This window comes from Zhihengliuella alba, from assembly GCF_039538765.1.
Classification (GTDB): Bacteria; Actinomycetota; Actinomycetes; order Actinomycetales; family Micrococcaceae; genus Zhihengliuella; species Zhihengliuella alba.
On sequence record NZ_BAABCJ010000002.1, the window covers coordinates 185566 to 204730 of the forward strand.

17 protein-coding genes are annotated in these 19165 nt (G+C 73.0%); 1 reads left to right on the plus strand and 16 read right to left on the minus strand.

Annotation, left to right across the window (positions count from 1 at the left end; translation table 11 throughout):
- Positions 1-2: 2 nt before the first annotated feature.
- The 7 genes from gatC to ligA all read right to left on the minus strand — a co-directional run bounded on the left by gatC (position 3) and on the right by ligA (position 7052).
- Positions 3-299 (minus strand): Asp-tRNA(Asn)/Glu-tRNA(Gln) amidotransferase subunit GatC, encoded by a 297-nt coding sequence (gene gatC / locus ABD784_RS06635; protein WP_344881810.1) that lies wholly within the window; start codon positions 297-299, stop codon positions 3-5.
- Between the two features lie 77 nt (positions 300-376).
- Positions 377-829: a glutaredoxin domain-containing protein gene (locus tag ABD784_RS06640; RefSeq protein WP_344881813.1), complete on the minus strand. Its 453-nt coding sequence runs from the start codon at positions 827-829 to the stop codon at positions 377-379.
- Between the two features lie 119 nt (positions 830-948).
- Positions 949-2331, minus strand: coding sequence for an FtsX-like permease family protein (locus tag ABD784_RS06645; RefSeq protein ID WP_344881816.1), 1383 nt, complete (start codon positions 2329-2331; stop codon positions 949-951).
- Entirely contained in the window at positions 2328-3149 is an 822-nt protein-coding gene (locus ABD784_RS06650; RefSeq protein WP_344881819.1) for an ABC transporter ATP-binding protein, read from the minus strand. The genes ABD784_RS06645 and ABD784_RS06650 overlap by 4 nt, the downstream gene beginning before the upstream one ends.
- A gap of 114 nt (positions 3150-3263) precedes the next feature.
- Positions 3264-3974, minus strand: a complete 711-nt coding sequence (locus tag ABD784_RS06655) for a GNAT family N-acetyltransferase (RefSeq protein ID WP_344881822.1) — start codon at positions 3972-3974, stop codon at positions 3264-3266.
- A complete protein-coding gene (locus ABD784_RS06660) occupies positions 3883-4692 on the minus strand; it encodes an inositol monophosphatase family protein (protein ID WP_344881825.1) in 810 nt (269 codons plus the stop codon). Before ABD784_RS06660 ends, ABD784_RS06655 begins: the two co-directional genes overlap by 92 nt.
- Entirely contained in the window at positions 4689-7052 is a 2364-nt protein-coding gene (gene ligA / locus ABD784_RS06665) for an NAD-dependent DNA ligase LigA (protein ID WP_425582951.1), read from the minus strand. The genes ABD784_RS06660 and ligA overlap by 4 nt, the downstream gene beginning before the upstream one ends.
- On the opposite strand from ligA, the gene ABD784_RS14340 reads away from it, so the two are divergent.
- Complete coding sequence (locus ABD784_RS14340) at positions 6990-7130, plus strand: hypothetical protein (RefSeq protein WP_425582959.1); 141 nt, start codon at positions 6990-6992, stop codon at positions 7128-7130. The genes ligA and ABD784_RS14340 overlap by 63 nt on opposite strands.
- Before the next feature lie 97 nt (positions 7131-7227).
- Here ABD784_RS14340 and ABD784_RS06670 read toward each other — a convergent pair whose 3' ends face one another.
- Genes ABD784_RS06670 through ABD784_RS06710 form a run of 9 tightly spaced genes read right to left on the minus strand, consistent with a single transcriptional unit; the run spans position 7228 to position 19163 of the window.
- The gene (locus ABD784_RS06670; protein ID WP_344881831.1) at positions 7228-8061 is read right to left on the minus strand and encodes an FHA domain-containing protein; all 834 of its coding nucleotides are present in this window, start codon (positions 8059-8061) and stop codon (positions 7228-7230) included.
- A complete protein-coding gene (locus ABD784_RS06675) occupies positions 8058-9734 on the minus strand; it encodes a serine/threonine-protein kinase (RefSeq protein ID WP_344881834.1) in 1677 nt (558 codons plus the stop codon). The genes ABD784_RS06670 and ABD784_RS06675 overlap by 4 nt, the downstream gene beginning before the upstream one ends.
- Positions 9731-11578 carry a hypothetical protein gene (locus ABD784_RS06680; RefSeq protein ID WP_344881837.1) on the minus strand — a complete coding sequence of 616 codons (1848 nt, stop codon included), beginning with the start codon at positions 11576-11578 and terminating at the stop codon, positions 9731-9733. The genes ABD784_RS06675 and ABD784_RS06680 overlap by 4 nt, the downstream gene beginning before the upstream one ends.
- Positions 11578-12684, minus strand: a complete 1107-nt coding sequence (locus tag ABD784_RS06685; RefSeq protein WP_344881840.1) for a PP2C family protein-serine/threonine phosphatase — start codon at positions 12682-12684, stop codon at positions 11578-11580. Before ABD784_RS06685 ends, ABD784_RS06680 begins: the two co-directional genes overlap by 1 nt.
- Positions 12681-13934 (minus strand): RDD family protein, encoded by a 1254-nt coding sequence (locus tag ABD784_RS06690; RefSeq protein ID WP_344881843.1) that lies wholly within the window; start codon positions 13932-13934, stop codon positions 12681-12683. Before ABD784_RS06690 ends, ABD784_RS06685 begins: the two co-directional genes overlap by 4 nt.
- Positions 13935-13937: 3 nt before the next feature.
- Positions 13938-16460 (minus strand): transglutaminase family protein, encoded by a 2523-nt coding sequence (locus ABD784_RS06695; protein ID WP_344881846.1) that lies wholly within the window; start codon positions 16458-16460, stop codon positions 13938-13940.
- On the minus strand, positions 16457-17899 hold the full coding sequence (locus ABD784_RS06700; protein ID WP_344881849.1) for a DUF58 domain-containing protein: 1443 nt from the start codon (positions 17897-17899) through the stop codon (positions 16457-16459). Before ABD784_RS06700 ends, ABD784_RS06695 begins: the two co-directional genes overlap by 4 nt.
- Positions 17896-19020 carry an AAA family ATPase gene (locus ABD784_RS06705; RefSeq protein WP_344881852.1) on the minus strand — a complete coding sequence of 375 codons (1125 nt, stop codon included), beginning with the start codon at positions 19018-19020 and terminating at the stop codon, positions 17896-17898. The genes ABD784_RS06700 and ABD784_RS06705 overlap by 4 nt, the downstream gene beginning before the upstream one ends.
- Positions 19017-19163: a hypothetical protein gene (locus tag ABD784_RS06710; RefSeq protein WP_344881855.1), complete on the minus strand. Its 147-nt coding sequence runs from the start codon at positions 19161-19163 to the stop codon at positions 19017-19019. The genes ABD784_RS06705 and ABD784_RS06710 overlap by 4 nt, the downstream gene beginning before the upstream one ends.
- Positions 19164-19165: the final 2 nt, after the last annotated feature.

Sequence of the window (19165 nt, forward strand, 5' to 3'; positions counted from 1 at the left end):
TCCTACTCCCCATCCAGAATGGCCGGAACCTTGAAGCGGTTGTCCTCGGCGTCAGGCGCGTTCTGCAGCGCCTGCTCGGGGGTCAGGGTCGGTCCCACGACGTCCTCGCGCATGACGTTGTGCAGCGGGATCGGGTGGCTCGTGGCCGGGACGTCGTCCCCGGCGGCCTCGCTGACGGAGGCGATGGCGTCGACGATCGCGTCGAGCTCGCCGGTCATCCTCTCCAGCTCCGCACCGCTCATTTCGATGTGCGCAAGCCGTGCCAGATGGGCGACGTCCTCGCGGCTGATGGCAGACATTTATCTCCCAGGTGTTGGGTTGGTTTCCGGTTCGCCCCTCATTCTATTGGAGAGGACTACGACGCCGTGACGGCAGGTCAGGCGCGCGTGCGGCGGTCGATCTCGGCGACGGCGGCGGCCCGGTCCGTCGCGACGAACGCGCCGTCGGGGCCGACGAGCGTCGGGACCGTCTCGTTGCCGCCGTTGACGGCGCGGACGGTGGCGGCGCCGTCGTCGTCCTCCCAGATGTTGACCCAGTACGCGTCGCCGAGCCGTGAGCGCAGCGCCCACATGAGCTTGAGGCAGTAGACGCAGCCGGGGCGCCAGTAGACGGCCGCGCCGCCGGCCGCGACGTGCTGCTCCGCGCCGGCCGCGGGCCCGCTGCGCACGGCCAGCGCGATCCCGGTGAAGACGGTGTAGGCGAGGATCGCCAGGACGATGAGCACGTCGAGCACCTCGAGGCCCCGCAGCAGTCCGCTGACCAGGACGAAGGCCGCGAGGACGAGGGTGAGGCCCGGCAGCAGGGCGGGGTGGGCGGTGAGCCGTCGCATGATCACAGCCTAGCCGGGCGCCTTCCCTGGCCGAGCGCCCGCCCGCCGGCACCGGGCCAGTTCACCGAACGCCGTGGCCACCGGGCGTCGTGGCCTCCGGCGCCGCCGCGAGCGCCCGCTCAGAGCACGCGTTCCGGGCGGGCCAGGATGCCGGGGACGAGCCGGGAGGCCAGGAACAGGGCCCCGCGGACCAGGAGGAACCCGGCGACGAAGACCGCGGCGACCGTGACGAGGGCCAGCGGCTGGACGAAGAGCGCGATGCCGAGGAGCGGGGCCAACAGGAGCACGGCGCAGAGGGCGGATCCCCCGGAGACGACCCACAGGGCCGACATGATGGCGGTGCGGGCGGCGTCGGTCATGGTCCGGCGCGGCATGCCGAGCCGGTCCATGGAGACGAGGACCTCCGCCCGGTCCAGGGTCGCCGCCGCCTGGTTCAGGCCGATGGAGCACGCCACCATGAGGAACGAGCCGGCGAGCGTGACCAGCACACCGGTGGCGATGTCCTGCATCAGATACTGCTCGGCGGAGTCCATGTCGTCGGACGCGGCGAGCCGCGAGAACGCCAGGCCACCGGCCGCGAACACGCCGACGAAGCTGGTGACGGCCAGGCCGCCGACCTGGCGCCACGCGGCCTTCGGATCGTCGAGGATGGTCCGCGCGGCGATCAGGCGGGTCACGTCCGGGGCGCGCCGGTGCTTGATCCCGGCGGCGAGGCGCAGCACCCACGGACCGATCAGGTCGAGGGCGAGCAGCCCGGCGCCGAAGGCCGCCCCGAGGACGGCGATCATGACCAGGATCCCGCCGAGCTCGGCGAAGGCCGGGAGCATCTGGAGGACACCGACGGCAACCGCCATCAGGCCGACGGCGACGGCGATCCGGATCCAGTGGGTCCGCGCCGGGCGCTGCCGGGTGCGCACGCCCAGGGGCGTGACGGCCACGGCGCGCAGGCCGGCGAGCGCGCTCACGGCCCCGAGGACCACGACGGCGGCCGCGATGAGCGGGATCCACCACCACGGCATCCACATCTGCGCGCCGAGCGCCTCGCCGCGGAAGTGGAGCAGGCCGACGGCGGGCGCGAGCGCCAGGTACAGCACCGAGCCGGCGAGTGCGCCGACGACGGCCATCGCCGCGGCCTCGAGCACGGTCAGCACCGTGAGGGTGCCGCTGGTGGCGCCGAGCAGCCGGAGCGAGGCGAGCCGGTCGTCGCGGCGACGGGCCGCCATCCGCGCCGCCGAGGCCCCGACCGAGCCGAGCGGGACGAGGAGGAGCGCCAACGCGGTCGTCGCGAGCATCTGGTACGTGGGGCCGAGTTCGTCGTCCCAGGAGAAGAACACCCGAGCCCCGGCGACGACGAGCATCGCCAGCGTGGTCACGACGGCGAAGGAGACGACGGGCAGGGCGGCGGCCGCGCCGTCGCGCCCGGAGGCGTTGCCGGCACCGCGCCGCAGGGGCGACTGGCGGAAGAGCGGGGCGATCCGCAGGGCCGTGGCGACGGCGCTCATGCCCGCTCCCCCGCCGTCGCGCCGGCCTCGCCGGTCCCGCCGGTCCCGCCGGACAGGCCGGCGGTGCCGTGGTTGGACTCGTCGGCGACGATCCGGCCGTCGCTGAGGGTGATCAGGCGCGCGCAGCGCTCGGCCACGGCACGGTCGTGGGTGACGACCACGAGGCTGCGGCCGCCCGAGCGCGCGTCCGCCGGCTCGACGGAGTCCAGCAGCAGGTCCAGGACCTCGGCGGACGTGGCCGAGTCGAGTGCGCCCGTGGGCTCGTCGGCGAAGATCAGCCGCGCGCCGGTGACCTGGGCGCGAGCGATGGCCACCCGCTGCGCCTGCCCGCCGGAGAGCTCGCCGAGGCGCCGCTGCTCCATGCCGGCGAGACCCAGCCGGGCGAGCCACTGGGCGGCGGCGAGTTCGGCCTCGGGCCGCGGCGTCCCGCCGAGCATGAGGGCGACGGCGACGTTCTCCAGCGCGCTGAGCTCGTGGAGCAGCAGGCCCTGCTGGAAGACGAAGCCGAGGTCGCGCCGGCGGACGGAGGCCCGCTGGTTCTCGTTCAGCTCCTCCATCCGGATCGGACCGGCCGGCGTGTTCAGGACGATCGATCCCGCGGTCGGGGCGATGATGCCGGCGAGCGCGTGCAGGAGCGTCGACTTGCCGGAGCCGGAGGCGCCCATGATGGCGACGGATTCGCCCACCCCGATCCGCAGGTCCACCCCGCGCAGGGCGGGGGTGCTGGCGTCCGGGTAGGTGTGGCTGAGGCCCTGGGCGGTCAGGAGGGCGGGGGCGGTCGGGCGTGCCGGTGCGGTGGGGCGTGCGGGTGCGGTCATGGTTCCACGATCCCGCGCCCCGGGGCCGGCGCGCGTCGCCCGGCCGGGTGATCCTGGATGGCCGGGCCTCCACCCCCGGGATGAGTGCGGTCCGCCCGCGGGCGGACCGGCGGGTCAGGCGACGTCGTAGGTGTAGACCACCAGAGGCGCCCCGTTGCTCGGGACGACCCAGTCGCGCTCGGAGACGTGGGTGAATCCGAGCGACTCGTACAGGCCGCGCGGTGCCGTCCACCCTGCCCCCGTGGTGAGCGCCACCCGGGTGAGGCCGAGCTCGCGGGCGCGGTCGACGGCGGCGCGGACCAGCACCCGGCCTGCGCCCGTGCGCTGTACCTCCGGGTCCACGGCGAGCATGCGCATCTCCAGCTCCTCCCCGCGGCAGATGTCGGCGTAGCGGGTGCCGGCGCGGATCAGCGTCACGGTGGCGACGATCCGGCCGGCGCGCTCGGCCACCAGCAGCTCGGCATGGCGGGCCCGGTCGGCGGAGTCCGCGATGAAGTCGAAGTAGGTCGAGTCCGGCTCGAAGTAGCCGGTGGCCCGGTAGGAGTCCACGGTAATGCGGGAGATCTCGGCGTGGTCCGCCTCGGTCGCGGGCCGGACCGTGGTGGCGGGGCGGTCGTCTGCCGCGCCGGACCCGGGGACGCCCCGGTCGGTACTCGTGTGCTCGGGGACGTTGATGGTGGCTCCGGTGGTGATCGTGCTGCTCGTTTCAGTCGGAGGCCCGCGCCGCCGCGGCTCAGCCGACGTGCTGGCTGCGGACCCGTTCGAAGTTGATGCGGCCCGCGGCCGCCCAGTCAGGATACCCCTCGGGCCGGAGCACGGGCACACCGGCCTCCTCGGCGATGAGCATGGCCGCGGACCAGTCGTGCACGTGCGTACCGAACTCCGCGTAGGCATCCAGCGTGCCGTCGGCCACGAGGCACACGTCCAGGGCGGCCGAGCCGAGGCGGCGCATGTTGGCGAAGCCCGGCATCAGGGCCCCGAGCGCCGCGACCTGCGGGACGTGCCGCTTCAGCGTGTACCCGAACCCGGTGGCCAGCAACGGCCCGTCCGTGTCGGCGTCGGGCCCGGTGAGCCGCTCCGGGGTCGGCGCCTGGGTGCCCGGGGCGGCCGGGGCCGTCCCCGTCCGCCAGGCTCCCTCGCCACGGGCGGCGTAGTACTCGACGCCGAGCGCCGGAGCGTTGACTGCCCCGGCCTGCCAGACGCCGTCGGCATCGCGGACCGCCACGGATGTGGCGTAGTAGACGATCCCGCGGACGAAGTTGGTGGTCCCGTCGAGCGGGTCGATGGACCATTCGACGCCGCTGGGCTCCGCGGGGGTGGTGGTGCCGTACTCCTCACCGGTGATGGTGTCGGCGGGGTGCGCGGCGACGATGACATCGCGCACCGCCTGCTCGGCCCGGCGGTCGAAGTCGGTCACCCAGTCGCCGCCGCCGCTCTTCGTGTCGGTCAGGGGGCGTCCGGTGCGCTCGGCGAGGACTGCGGCGCCGGCGGCGGCCGCACGGCGGGCGGTGTCGAGGTATCGCTGGGGCTTCGGCTGGCTCATGATGCGTCTCCTGCGGCATCCGCAGGGGCGCCGTCGTCGTTGGTGATCTGGTCGTCGTTCTGGCTGGTCTGGTCGCCGGCCGCGTCAAGGCCAGTACCGCCCGGGAGCGCGCCCGGACCCTCGGTCACGAGGATGCGAAATCCCGCCGCGTCGAGGATCGGGATGCCCAGCTCCTCCGCCTTGGTGAGCTTGGATCCGGCGCCGGGTCCGGCCGCCACGAAGTCCGTCTTCTTGGACACGCTGGAGGCGGCCTTGCCGCCTGCGTGGATGATGGCCTCCTTGGCCTCGTCGCGAGAGTACCCCTCCAGCGATCCGGTGGCCACGACGCTCAGGCCCGCCAACACGCCGCCGCGCGCGGCGGCGGCTCCCGGACCCGGGTGACCGGGAGTTGCAAAGCGGACCCCGGCAGCGGTCCATGACTCGACGATCTGCTCGTGCCAGTCGACGACGAACCACTCAGTGACGGCGTCGGCGATCGTCTGCCCGACGCCTTCGACCTCGGCAATCTCCTCGGGGGTGGCCGCGCGGATGGCCTCCAATGACCCGAACCAGTCGGCCAGCGCACGAGCGGCGACCGGCCCCACGTGACGAATGTTGAGGGCGACCAGCTGCCGCCACAACTCCTTTGTCTTGGCCTTGTCCAGTTCTTCAAGGAGTTTGACCGCCTGCGCCGACGGCTTGATCTCAGGGATCTTCCGGATCTTCGCTTTGCGCCGCTCCGCGGGCGTCATCCCGGCCGCTTCCGGCGGGTACACCGATTCGGTCCGCTGGAACGGCTTACGGACCACTGGCCGGCCCTCGTCGTCGAGCTTGGGTTCGCCCGTCTCCGCGTCCCGCACCACCACCTCGATGGGCACCAGCTCTTCGAGGGTCAGGTCGAACAGCCTCGCCTCTGTCTGCAACGGTGGTTGCGAGGGCAAGACCGGTTGCGTCAGGGCCGCTGCAGTCACCTCACCAAGGGCTTCGATGTCGAGGGCGCCGCGGGATCCGATGTGCTCGACGCGGCCTCGGACCTGGGCCGGGCAGTCCTTGGCATTCGGGCAGCGGAGGTCGATGTCGCCCTCTTTCATGGGGCGCAACTCCGTCCCGCACTCGGGACAGTCGCGTGGCATCTCGAACTCCGTCTCCGTGCCGTCGCGCAGTTCGACAACGGCCCCGAGAACCTCGGGGATGACGTCGCCAGCTTTGCGCAGCACAACGGTGTCGCCGATGAGAACGCCCTTGGACCGGACAACGTCCTGATTGTGCAGGGTCGCTTGCCGCACCACACTGCCCGCGACCAGCACGGGCTCCATGAGGGCGTACGGCGTGGCACGGCCGGTCCGGCCGACGCCGACCTCGATGCGGAGGAGCTTCGTGTGCACTTCCTCCGGCGGGTACTTGTAGGCGATCGCCCAGCGCGGTGCGCGGCTCGTCGAGCCCAGCTCCTCGTGCAGGTCCAGCTCGTCGACCTTCACCACGATGCCGTCGAGCTCGTGCACCACCGAATGGCGATCACGTCCGTACGCCTCGACGAATCCGACGACGCCGTCCACCGCGTCGAAGACCCTCGAGTATGGGCTCGTGGGGAGCCCCCATTCCGACAACAGGTCGTAAACCTCGCTCTGGGCGGCGACGGGCGGATTGGGCCACGCGCCAACGCCGTGGACATAGAGGTCGAGAGAGGCCAGACGCTTCTCGCCAGCCTCCCGCTCGAGCCCGTCCTTCTTCTCCAGTTGCTGGCGTAGTCCACCGCTGGCCGCGTTGCGCGGGTTGGCGAAAGTGGGGAAGCGCCGCATGGCCCGCTGGCGCTCGAGTTCCTCCGGAAAATCGCCGCGCGTCTTCGCAGGGCGCGACTCCCAGCGCTTCCGTGCTTCCTCCACTGCGCGGGGGCGCAGCTCCTCCTGGAACCTGTTGAGTTCCTCGAAAGCGGCGACGGGGATGAAAACCTCTCCGCGGATCTCCACTCGCGCGGGATGGCCGCTGCCAGCGAGCCGCTCGGGGACGCCCGCCAGCCGACGAGCGTTCACCCCGATGTCCTCCCCCATGCGGCCGTCCCCGCGAGTCGCGGCGGAGACAAGTCGGCCCCGCTCGTACCGCAGAGAGATGGCCAGGCCGTCGATCTTCAGCTCGGAGAGCCAGCGCACCGGCCTGCCGGCCGAGGCTTCAGTCTTCGCGCACCATTGGCGGAGTTCCTCGGCGGAGAACACGTTGTCCAGAGAGAGCATCCGCTCGGCATGCTCGATAGTCGGCAGGTCGCCGCCGACCACCACCGCGCCGACCTCCTGCGTGGGCGAGTCCTGGGAGACGAGCTGCGGATGCATCCGCTCGATTTCTTCCAGCCGGTGGAACAGGCGGTCGAACTCCGCGTCCGAGACCAGCGGCTGGTCCTCGTTGTAGTACGCGAAACGGTACTTCCGGACGTCCTCGACGAGCTGCTCGTATTCCTCACGCACTGAATCGTTCACGTCTCTATCCTGCCTCATCGGCGCCTGCCACGGCGGTGGACCGGCGCCCAGGGCCGGCGCCCAAGGCCGGCGGGGCGCCGCTGGTATCTCAGTCGGTGTCGGGATGGGCCCGGATCCGGTCCAGCAGGGCCAGGTCGCGCGCCGTGACCAGGTGAGTGGTGACCGCGTGCTCGACCAGGCGCGCCTTGCGATTGCTCGCCAGCCGGCCCGCGCCGCCGCGGAGCCCGGAGATCCCGGCGCGGTCCAGCTTGTCGCAGACGTTGTCCAGCTTCCGGTTGAACTTGGTGATGGACCAGCCGAGCCGCGCGGCCGCATTCGCGGAGGAGGGGATGGAGCTCAGGCCCATCCCGTCCCGCTTGAGCATCGGCTCGGCGAGCGCCAGGACCAGGGCACGCTGGGAGTCGGTGAGCGTGACCGGGCCGATCGTCGTCGCGCCGTCCGGGTCGTCGGCGCTCCACTCCTGCCGGAAGGCGGGCTGCCGGTGGTGGACGGAGAACTCGTACGTCGTGGGGCCGGCCGTGAAGACGATGTTGGTCTGGCCGAACACCACCGGCAGCCGCGCCCCGGGCCCGAGCCAGGCCTGGAGCCCGCCCGTCTTGTCGGCGATGGTGGCGCTCAGCCTCGAGCCCACATTGGTGAGCCACCAGATGCCGTCGTGGTCGGCGATGGTGAGGAACCGGCGGTGCAGGTACGGGTTGTCGTCGATCTGCAGGTCGCCCTCGCGACCGATCGTGAAGACCTCGCCGGCCTCAACGGGGTACCACTCCCCGCAGAAGTCCACGTGGATCTCGGCGCCGTCCGAGGCTCCGGCGAGCGCCGTCGTCGGCGCCGCATGGTGCTGCAGGCCTGAAGGTTCCTGTCCCTCCCGCGGATCCGGCCCGGTCCGTTCCTCCGGTTCCCCTCCGGTGCGCCGTGTACTCATGACTCTCCTCCGGCTTCCTCGGGCGAGGTGCAGTACCGGGCCGGGTCCGAGGTCCGGCCGTCGTCCCGCACCATGACGACCTGGACGCACGTGGGCCCGTCGCCGCGCCGCTCGAGCGTCGCGGTGGCCGTCTGGGAACGACGCTCGGGACCCTGCTCAGTGGCCGTCACGGAGGACCACAGGTAGAAGTCCCCGTCCTGCGGTTCCGGGTTCCGCCAGGTGAAGGTCACGTTCTCGCCGACCGTCGAGTGCTTGAAGCCGATGACCGAGGGCACCACCGAGTCGGAGGCGACGGCGTCCGCCGGTCCCTGGGGCAGCTCGTCGAGCCCCTGTGGATCGCTCCGGGTCCCACCGAGCAGATTGACCACGACGGCGGCTCCGACGACCATCGCCACGACGATCGCGGCGACGAGGAGCACGGGGAACCGCTGGCGTGGCCCCGCCGCGTCGGCATCCTCTCCCCCGGCCGCAGCGTCGAAGCGCTGCCCGTACTGCACCGGCCCGGAGCCGTTCCCGGGGTCGCCCGGCTGCGCGTGGGCGGCGAGGTCCTGGTCCTCGCGCCGTGCCCGCGCACCGCCGCGGCCGTCCGGGGCGGCATCGGGCCCTGCGCCGGCTCCGGCCCCGACTCCCGTCCCGGGCTCGGCTCCGGCGCGGCGGTCGGCGCGTGGAGCGCCGCCGTACTGTCCGGGAGCCCCCGGGCTGGTCGGCGGCGCGGCCCGCTCCGGGTCGATCGACCGGACGCTGCGCACCCGGGTGGCGGGGGCGTCGTCGTCCTCGTCGCCCCACCCCGCGTGCTCGGCGCTGTCGTCGAGGACTTCGATCGGCGTGACGGCCAGGCCGAGCTCCGCCTGGATCCGCTGCAGCGAGCGTGCGAAGTCGGCAGCGGACCCGAAGCGGGATGTCGGCGACTTCGCCATCGCCACCGCGAGCGCCTGATTCAGCGACTCGGGGGCGTCGTTGCGGGTCAGCGGCTCCAGCCGCGAATTGGTGATCCGGTGGATCAGCTTGTTCTGCGTATTGTCCGCGCCGGGCCGGACGAACGGCGAGTGCCCCGCCAGCAGTGTGTACACCGTGGCCCCGAGCGCGTACACGTCCAGCAGGACACCGTCCGCGTTCGGCCCGGCGAAGGCCTCCGGTGCGGACCACGGGATGGACATGCCCACCTCGTCGGAGGCGGCGCCGATGTTCCCGGAGATGCCGAAGTCGGTCAGTGCCGGCCGGTTGTAGGCCGTGGTGAGGATGTTCGCCGGCTTGATGTCGCGGTGGACGATGCCGGCCCGGTGCGCCGTCTCCACGGCCGAGGCGATGTGGATGCCGAGCGAGAGCGTCTCGTCCACCCGGAGCGGCCCCTGCCGGTAGCGCACGTCCAGGCTCGCCCTGGGGCAGTACTCCATCACCAGGTAGGAGCGTCCGTCCGCCGTGACGTCCGCCTGGTAGATCGTGACGATGTTCGGGTGCGAGGACAGCTGGGCCATGAGGTTGGCCTCGGACTCGAAGTTCCGACGCGACTCGTCGGTGGTGACGTCCCCGAAGAGGACCTTGATGGCCACCGTGCGGCGGGGCCGCTCCTGCTCGAAGAGGTAGACGTCGGAGAAACCGCCAGAGCCCAGCTGGCGCACGTAGCTGAAGCCGGGGATCTGCGGCGGGGGCGACGGCGGGCGCTTGCCGGTCATGGCAGGTCCTCGAACCTGAGGCTCACCCCGTCGCCCAGGTCGGCGATGTCCCCGCTGAGCAGCAGGACGCTCTCGTCCCGTCCCAGTCGGCGCGGCGGGTGGCCGGAACGGACCAGGACGGTCCCGTTGGTGGCGGCGAGGTCCACGAGCTCGACGTGCCACCCCTCGACCCGCACCTGCACATGGGAGCGCGAGATGTCGCCGCTGGGGCTGTTCACCTGCATGAGCCGCGGCGTGGGTTCGGACTTGCCCCGGTAGGCGGGCTGACGCCCGACGACCACGGAGCGTGTGAGCTCGTGGACGGACTCGTGTGCACCGTCGTTCACCGTCATCCGGCCAAGGGCCGGTCGGAGCACCTGATGTGCGTCGCCACTCAGCTGCGCGCCGCAGACGAAGCAGTTCGACGACGTCGGCGGGTTGGCATGGCCCTCCGCGCACGCGCGTCCGAGGACGAACTGTCCGGCGTTGGCTCCGGTAACGGTGCCGTGGCTGGTCAGGGTCAGGCCGTCGTCCGTGGCCGACGAGTTCGCGGCCGGCGCGGGCTCGGCGATCGAGCTGCGCATGATGGTCTCGCCGTCGTGGTCCGCATCGGCGGGCCCCTCCGCGGGCTCCTTTGCAGCGGACTCCTCTGCGGTGGGGGCTGGCCGGGGCGTCGGCGGTGCCGGACGGGACGGTGGCGTCGAGCTCGCCGCGGCTCCGGGCTGCGGGCCGGTGCGCCAAGGCACCGAGTCGATCAGGCCGGCCTCGGGCGCACGGGAGGCCGCCCCGGGAGTCCGGGACCGAGCCGATGCCGATTCCGCCGGTTCCGGACGCGGCGAGTCCGGACGCGCCCACGGCGGTGCGGTCGGCGGCGTCGACGGCACGCCGGGGACCTCGACGCGCGTGTCAGCGTGGCCACGCGCGGAGGATCCTGCCCGTCCGGAGGACTCGGCCCCTTCCTTGGATTCAGTGATGGAGCCACTGCCCGACGTCGCGGCGGCGGCCGAAGGCGAGAGAATCGTGTCATCGTGGTCGGCATCCGCCGCGGCGGCCTCGGCGACGGCGACGGCCGACGGCTGGTCGTCGGGTGCCATTGGATGGTCATCGGGGACCGAGGACTCGTCACCCACCCGGGTCTCCGGTTCCTCCGGGGCGAACACGGGTTCGGGCGAGGACACGGGCTCGGGCTCAGCTTCAGCGGTCTCCGGTGCCGCATTGGACTCGGCCCCAGTGGGCTCGACTTCAGCGGCCTCCGGCGCCGCATTGGACTCAGCCCCAGTGGATTCGGCCCCGGCGGACTCGGCCCCCGTGGACTCGGCCCCAGTGGACGTCATGACCGGGGCGACGTCGGCGGTGGCCGCCTCGCTCGCCGTCGTCGGAGCGCCCTGGCCGGGCGTCGCCGTGCGCAGGCTGCCGACGCGCACGATGCCCTCCGAGATCGGCCACCAGTCGGCAGCACCGCTGCCGTCGCCGACACCACCGGGCGCGCCGGGGATCGGCGCCAGGTTCCAGCTGTCCGCGGGACGGAAACGCCGCTCCTGCCACGTCGCGACGTCCTCGCCGCTCGCGTCCTCGGTCGTTTCGCCGGCGCCGGCGTGGGAGACGGCATGCAGGAGGAATCCCCCGCGGACCACCACATGCGGGGCCCGCTCGCGGGAGACCACGGCGAAGGGCGGCATGCGGTCGATCTGGAGCTCTGCGGCGGTCATCAGCGCCGACAGCAGCGAACCGACCGTGGCGTCCGGCCGCGCCGCGACGGCCCACAGGTGCTGGACCTGAGCCCGGTCGGCGTCGGCCGGGAGCAGGACCACGTGGTTCGGGCGGATCAGGGCGAAGAGCTCGCCCGGCGTGTACTCGAGTTCCATCAGGCACTCCCCCGGTCGTCGGTGGTGCGGTGCGGGCTCTGCCGGGCACCGCGTTCCGCCGGGGTGCCGCCCGCAGTGGGCTGCCCGGCGCCGAAGAGACTGACGCCCGGCTCGGTCGTGGTGCTGTCCGCCTCGGTCTGCCGGCGGGGCCGGGTGTCCACGTGCGAATCGTCGGGGTGGCCGGCGACCGCGTCGACGACGATCACGGAGACGTTGTCCCGCCCGCCGTTGCGCAGCGCGGCCTGCACGAGCTCGTCCACCGCGTCCTGGGCCGAGGGGAACCGCTCGAGGCTGCTCTGGATGTCGCCGTCGCGCACCTCGCCGCTGAGTCCGTCCGAGCAGATCAAGAGCCGGTCGCCGATCTCGACGGGCATCATCCAGAATTCGGGGCGGGGGTCGTCCCCCGCGCCGAGGGCGCGCGTGATGACGTTGCGGCGTGGGTGCACGATCGCCTGCTCCAGGCTGATCTCGCCGCTGTCGACCAGCATCTGGACCTCGGAGTGGTCCACGCTGACCTGCGCGAGCCTCCCGTGCGAGTAGCGGTAGGTGCGCGAGTCGCCGACGTTGAAGACAAGCCAGTGGGGCCTGCCCTCGTGCTCGACGACGGCGGCCCCGGCGAGCGTGGTCCCGGCGCGTTCGCTGGCCGCCTCGCGGATGGCGAGATCCGCCTGCCCCATGAGCCGGTGGATGTCCTCGGGGGCGAGTCGGCCCTCGGCGGCGCGGTAGCCGGCCGCGAGGGTCTCGACGCAGACGCGGCTGGCGACCTCACCGGCCTCATGGCCGCCCATGCCGTCGGCGACGGCGAACAGGGTCTCGGCGGCCAGGAGGGAGTCCTCATTGAGCTCGCGACGCAGTCCGCGGTCCGTGGCGAAACCGTGGACGAAGCGGACGGGGGTCGACGCCGCCGCGTCCGCGGCCTCCGACGCGGCGGCGTCTATCGCCGCGCTGTCGAGGGGTGCCGTCGCGGGCGACGCGCCGGAGTGCGCTGCACTCGGGGGCGCGGCCGGCGTCTCTCCCGGACGTCGGTCGGCCGAGCCGCCGTCGGCCGGGCCCCGATCGGCGGCTCCGTGCTCTGCACCGCCGCGGGCGGCTGGTCCGGGATTCACGCGCGCTCGACCTTGAAGTATCGATCGCCGAGCCAGACCGTGTCCCCGACGGCCGCCTTGACCGGCTGCCCCGCCTCGAGCACACGACGCTCGCCGCCGGCATCGGACACGGCGGAGCCGTTGGTGGAGCCGCGGTCGGTCACCCACACCCCGTTGGCGGCGGCCTGCACCAACAGGTGCGTCTTCGACACGGAGCGGCCGATGTCGGCGAGGCTGAAGAGGTCCGCGACCTCGTCTCCCACCGCGGAGGGGTTGCGTCCGATCAGGAGGGACTCCTCGATGACGGCCGTCTGGCCGTCATCGAACACGAGGCGCGTCGCCGACGGCTCGGTGCGGCGGAACTGGGTCTGCTGGACGGCGTCGTCCGGGTGCTCCCCCGGCGCCGCCGACGCTCCCACGGGGGCAGCGGCGGCCGGCGACGCGGTCTGATGCTGTCCGGTCGTGGGGCTCCAGGCGACGGGCGCGGGGGCCTCGGTCGCCCGGGCGGGAGCCGCCGGCACTGCGGCGGCCTCGCCCACGACGGAGGGCTCCACATACTCGTTCGAGGGGGCGTGCCCGTTCGAGGGGGCGTGGTCATGCGCGGCAGCGGGGGCCGGCCCGGCGGAGGCGGACGACGCGTACGCGTCCTCGCCGCGCCCTGCACTCGGGCGTCCCGGCACTTCGCTGATGAGCTCGGAGAAGTCGCGGACGGACTCGTCCGGCAGGGGCGCGTTCGCGACCGGCATCCCGAGGGGCGCGAACGCCACAGGGCCGAAGAGGCCGCCCGTGGCGAGCGGGTCGCGGCCGGCGCGGACGTCCATCATGAGGGTGCGGGCGACTTTGTCGTGCCAGCCCTGACGCTGGTGGTTCGGGTCCCACAGGTTGGACACGACGATCAGGATCGGCCCGATGAGCGGCACGATCCCGGCGAGACCGATGATGAGCCGCCGCACGAACGTCTTGCCCCACCCGGGGGCGAAGCCGTCCTCGTCGGTGGTCCGGAGCCCGAGGGCCACGTTGCCGACGGTCTTGCCGCGCGTGGCCTCCCACCACCACTGGAAGACGCCGTACGCCAGGCAGATCAGGCCCGCCAGCGCGAGCTGGCCGGAGACCTGCCCGAGTGTCTCGGGGGCCGCCACCACGTGCTGCAGCTGCGGCGCGAGGGCAGCACCGAAGGCGCCGCCGACGACGGCGACGGGTACCGCGTCCAGCAGCCACGCCCCCAAACGCTGGGCTGCTGAGGCGTTGACCAGGTGCATCGCTTTCGACACTCACTACTCCTTCGGTGCGTCTGCGTTTACTTTACGGACCCGGGTGCTGTTTCCACCATGCGAGGCCCCGCCGCGGCGAGTGCTCGCGCCGCGGCCCGGCACGGGCAGCGTCTCTGTGGTGCGGCGCCACCAGTCGCCGAGACGCTCCGCGATCGGCCCGCCTGCGGCCCGCGCCGCCGCCTGGCGCTCGGCCATCCGCGTGGCCGCGTCGTGCAGGAGCGACCGCGGCGAGTACTTGGCGCGCTGGCGCTGCCAGAAGCCCAGCGGCTCCGTCATCGAGCGCAACTGCCCGTCGACGTCGTCCCAGTACCGGGCGACCTCCTCCTCGGAGGGCTCCTCGGCGCCGAACGTGGCCCGGTCGGCCCGCGCGGCGAGAGCCGCCACGGACAGGCCCGCCGCGGGGAAACCGGCCGTCAGCGCTGCGGCGGACTCGCGACGGGTCGCCCCGACGGCCGGCACCACACCGAGGTCGGCCGCCTGGCTGAGGACCTCGTGCCAGCCTCCGCCGAGCCGCTCGGAGCCGGTCCCGAGCGCGAACCGGCGCCGGCGCCGGCGCAGTTTGAGGGCAGCGATCAGCAGCAGCGGCGCCATGAGCAGCAGCAGCGTGCCGAGCGAGATGCCCACCACGAGGATCACCGTGCCCCAGCGCTCCCAGAACGTGAGCGGCTCGTTCTCCGTGTCCTGCGGCTCGGGCGCGGTCTCCGGCGGGAGGTCTGCCTCGTCCTGCGCGGGCGGCGGCGGCTGCAGTACCTGCGGCTGCGGCACCGACTTCGGCTCCTGCTCGGGCGGAGTGGGCTGCTGGTCCTCGTCGGGCGTGGGGTCGAAGGCCACCCAGCCGTACTCCTCGAAGGCGATCTCCACCCACGCGTGCACGTCCGATCCGGTGATCGCCACGGGCTCGCCGGGCGCGTACTCCTCCGGGTAGAAGCCCATGACCACGCGCGCCGGCATGCCCTGCTCGCGGGCCATGAGGGCCATGGCGACGGCGTACTGCTCGTCGTCGCCGATCATGTCCTCGGCGTCGAGCAGCTGGGTCAGCCGTCCGGCGCCGTGGCCGGAGAGCGACGGCACCTGCCCCTCCGTGCCGTTGGAGAAGTAGCCGCCGGTCTTGAGCGCGGCCTCGAGGTTCCGGGCCCGCCCGAAGTCGTCGGCGGCGGTGCCCACGAATTCCGGCGCGGTGGCGGTCACCGCGGGAGGGACGTTCAGCAGCTCGGGCATCCGCTCCTCGCTGAAGTGCGCCTCGGCCAGCTGCTCGTCGCTGGGCCGCGCCGGGAGCAGGACCCGGGCGCTGTAGGTGTCGCCCTCGCGCAGGCCGGTGGTGCTGAGGGCCGTCTCGAGCTCGTCGTTGTAGAACAGCGAGCGGGAGAGCCGCTCGGATCCGTCGCCGGAGACCTCCAGCCCGGCGAGCTTGCCGCCGCCGGGCAGCCACACGCCGTCGTACCCCTCGATCTCGATCTCGAGCGTCCCCGTCTCCCGACCCTCCGCGGCGGTGCCGGTCCGGATGTCCGTGGTGTCGCCCACGGGCGCGAAGTTGCCCGCGGAGGAGGGGTCCACGTTGAGCACCATGCCGTTGTAGGAGCCGAGGGCCGCCAGGCGGACCCGCCGCCCCTCCGGGAGCCCCTCGACCGTGAACAGGGGCTCGTCGGCCATGTCCTTCACGTACCGGCGGAAGTTCGTCAGCGGGCTCGGGTAGTCGTACAGGTCGACGGGCGGGTCGACGGCGTCGCGCAGCACCTGCCGCGGGGTCTCCCCCGCCAGCCAGGGCGCGGCCACGGCCGTGAGGCCGGCGGCGACGGCGAGGACGGCCGCGCCGCCCACGACCCGGCGCACGACGGCGCTGCCCGCCACCGTGCCCCAGCGGCCCGTCGTGGCCCCTGCCGTCTCGCCCACCGGGTCGGAACCGGCGAGCCGGCCGGCGCTGACGCGGTTCAGGCGGTGGCGCCAGGCCAGCCAGCCGACGACGATCGCGGTGAACGCCAGGCCGCGCAGCAGCGGCAGCGGCACGTCCTGCGTGCCGAAGACGATGCCGACCACGTACATGGCCAGCAGCGGGATCAGGGTCCAGAACGGCGAGATCCGGCGCCAGGCCAGCAGGCCCGCGACGAAGGAGGACAGCAGCGCCGAGAGGAACGCGACCACCAGGACGCCGCCCAGGGCGCCGACGGGCGGCGCGACCGTGAGCATGTCCTTCCAGGACAGTGCGACGCCGGTGATCAGGGTGCGCAGTGAGTCGAGGGTGGGCAGCGCGCCGGCGAATGCCTCGCGCGGAGTGGCCAGCGGCGTGCCGAGCACCAGGTAGGCCAGGAGCAGGAGCCCGGCCGTGGTCCAGAAGCCGAGCCGGTAGTGGTGGCGGGCCCACGCCAGGCCGAGCCCGGCGGCCAGTCCGCCGAACGCGGCGAGCAGGAACTGAGCGCTGCCGCCGTATGCGTCGAACAGGCCCAGCAGGCCCAGCGCCAGCGCCGCGCCGATGCAGACGGCGTCGATCGCATAGCGCCGCCCGGTCATCGCCTCGGGGTATCCGCTCATGTCATCGCCTTCCGCATCACGAGTCCGAGCTCGTCGAGGGAGCCGATCGTCAACACCGTCAGGTCGCCGATGGTGTTGCGGGCCGGCTCGAGGCCCAGCCCGCAGCGCAGCGCGATGGCGCGCACACCGGCGGGCACGTGCATGCTGGCCTGCCGCAGCTGGCGAGCGGTGACGGAGGCACCGGTGATCACGAACATGATGGAGGCGTTCGGTACCGCGTCGGCGGTGGCCCGTGAGACCTCGACGATCCCACGGCGGCCGGTGGCGCGCGCCTCGAGACGCGTCAGGCCGTCCAGCAACTGCCGCGCCGTCTCGGTGCGGACCGGTCCCGCCTGCGTCATGACGGAGAGCTTCCGCTCGTCGGCCTTGGTCTGCAGGCCGATCGACCCGGTGACCGAGACGGCCAGCTCGAAGTCCTCGGCGGCCGCATCGGCATCGCGCCCGTACTCGTCCAGGTGCAGCGACAGCGCCATCGCCACGTGGGAGCGCCGCGTCTCCTCGAACTGGCGGACCATGAGCTTGCCGACACGCGCGGTGGAGCGCCAGTGGACGTGCCGCAGGTCGTCGCCCGGCGCGTACTCGCGCAGAGCGTGGAAGGACACGTCCGACGGCGAGAGGTCCTTGGTCGGCATGCCCTCGAGATCGCGGATGAAACCGGCACTGGCGCCGTCGAGCTTGGTGGTCCGCGGGTGGACGAACAGCTCGCGTTCCTCGGTCCAGCGGACCTGGCGCCGCAGCAGGCCGAACGGGTCCTCGCGGACGGAGCGCACCGGCCCGAGCGGCAAGACCGCTCGGCGCCGGGTCGGGATGGTGAACAGCTCCTCGTGCTCAGCGGCCGGGGCGAGGCGCGGGATCGCGAACTCGGCGACGGAGCGCCCCACGGGCATCTCCATCGACACCGGGCTGGAGCTGGTCCGGCCCGCGTTCACCACGGTCATCGCGCCGACGGCGCGGTCGCCGACGGCCACCCGGGTCCGGGCGACGTCGAGCTCCACCCGGAACTCCGCGCGGCCGAGGATGAAGGCGACGGCCAAGAGCAGGAGCAGCACGGCCATGACGCCGCCGAGGACGGCCTCGAACCAGCCGAAGACGACGCCGAGGACCCACAGCAGGACCGCGGTGGCCGCGACGACGGCGCCGAGCGGGGAGACGAGGTCGCGCAACGGTTCCACGACGCGCCGTACGCGCGGCGCGTAGCGCTCGACGTACGGGTGCGCGTAGTCGCGGACGACGTCGTTGCCCTCCTTCAGGGCAGAGACGGACCGGGTGTGCGCCTGGCGGAGCGCTCCGCGGGCGGCGCGGGCCCGCTCACGCGCGGCGGCCTGCATCGCGTCGCGGCTGCCGTCGCCGGAACGTGCGCCTCCTCCGGCCCCGCCGTCCCGTGCCCCCGACGCACGCCGTCGGATCGCCTGCAGGCGCCCCTTGAGGGGTGCGATCATGCCTCTCCCGTGCCCCGGCCCGGCTCCGCGGCCGCACCTGTGGCTGCGCCCGCCGCGCCAGTGGCTGCGCCTGCCGTCTGGGCACGGGCCTCAGCACGCGTGGCCGGACGGCCACCGGAGAGCCGGTCCGTAGTGGCCTCCGACGTCGCGCCCGGCGCCGTGCGGCGGGTGGGGGCGGGCACCTTCTGGACCACGGCGGCGATGACGGCCTCGGCGGTGGCACCCGTGAACTCGGCCTCGGGGTCGAGGACCAGGCGGTGCGTCCACACGTAGGGGGCCAGGGCCTTGACGTCGTCCGGGATGAGGTAGTGCCGGCCGTCCGCCGCCGCCCACACCTTCGCGGCGCGCACCATGGCGATGGCACCGCGGACCGAGACCCCGAGGCGGGTCTCGGAGGCCTCGCGGGTCGCCTCGCAGAGCTGCGCGATGTAGTCCAGCACCGACTCCTCGGCGTGGACCGTGGTCGCCAGGTCCGCCATGTCGGCGACGGCCTCCGTGGTGATAACCGGATGGACGGCGGCGGAGCGGTCGCGGGCGGCGCTGCCGGAGAGGACCTCGACCGTCGCGTCGCGTCCCGGATAGCCGAGCGAGGTCTTCATCAGGAAGCGGTCCAGCTGGGCCTCCGGCAGACGGTAGGTGCCGGCCTGCTCGATCGGGTTCTGCGTGGCGATCACCATGAACGGCCGGTACTGGCCGTGCGTCACGCCGTCGACCGTCACACGGCCCTCCTCCATGACCTCGAGGAGAGCCGACTGCGTCTTCGGCGAGGCACGGTTGATCTCGTCGGCGAGCACCAGGTTGGCGAAGATCGGCCCGCGGTGGAACTCGAACTTCTGGGTGGCCTGGTCGTAGATCGTGATGCCCGTGACGTCGGACGGCAGCAGGTCGGGGGTGAACTGGATGCGCGAGTTGGTGCCCTTGACCGTGGCCGCCAGCGTGCGCGCCAGCATGGTCTTGCCGGTGCCGGGCGCATCCTCCAGGAGGATGTGCCCCTCGGCGAGCATCGACGTCAGGACCAGCCGCACCACCTCGTCCTTGCCGAGGACGGCGGTGCCGACATTGGCCACGAGCTTGTCGAACGTCTCGGCGAACCAGGTGGCCTGCTCAGCGGTCATGGTCATGCGGGAATCTCCTCGGAGTCGGAATTCATCACGGCGCGCGGGGCATCGGCCGCGCGGCTGGCGGTGGTCGTGTCTGGTCTGGCGTACTGGATCTGGTCGCGCGGCGCCTGTCGCGGCGCCGCGTCGCTGGGTGGGTCGATCATGC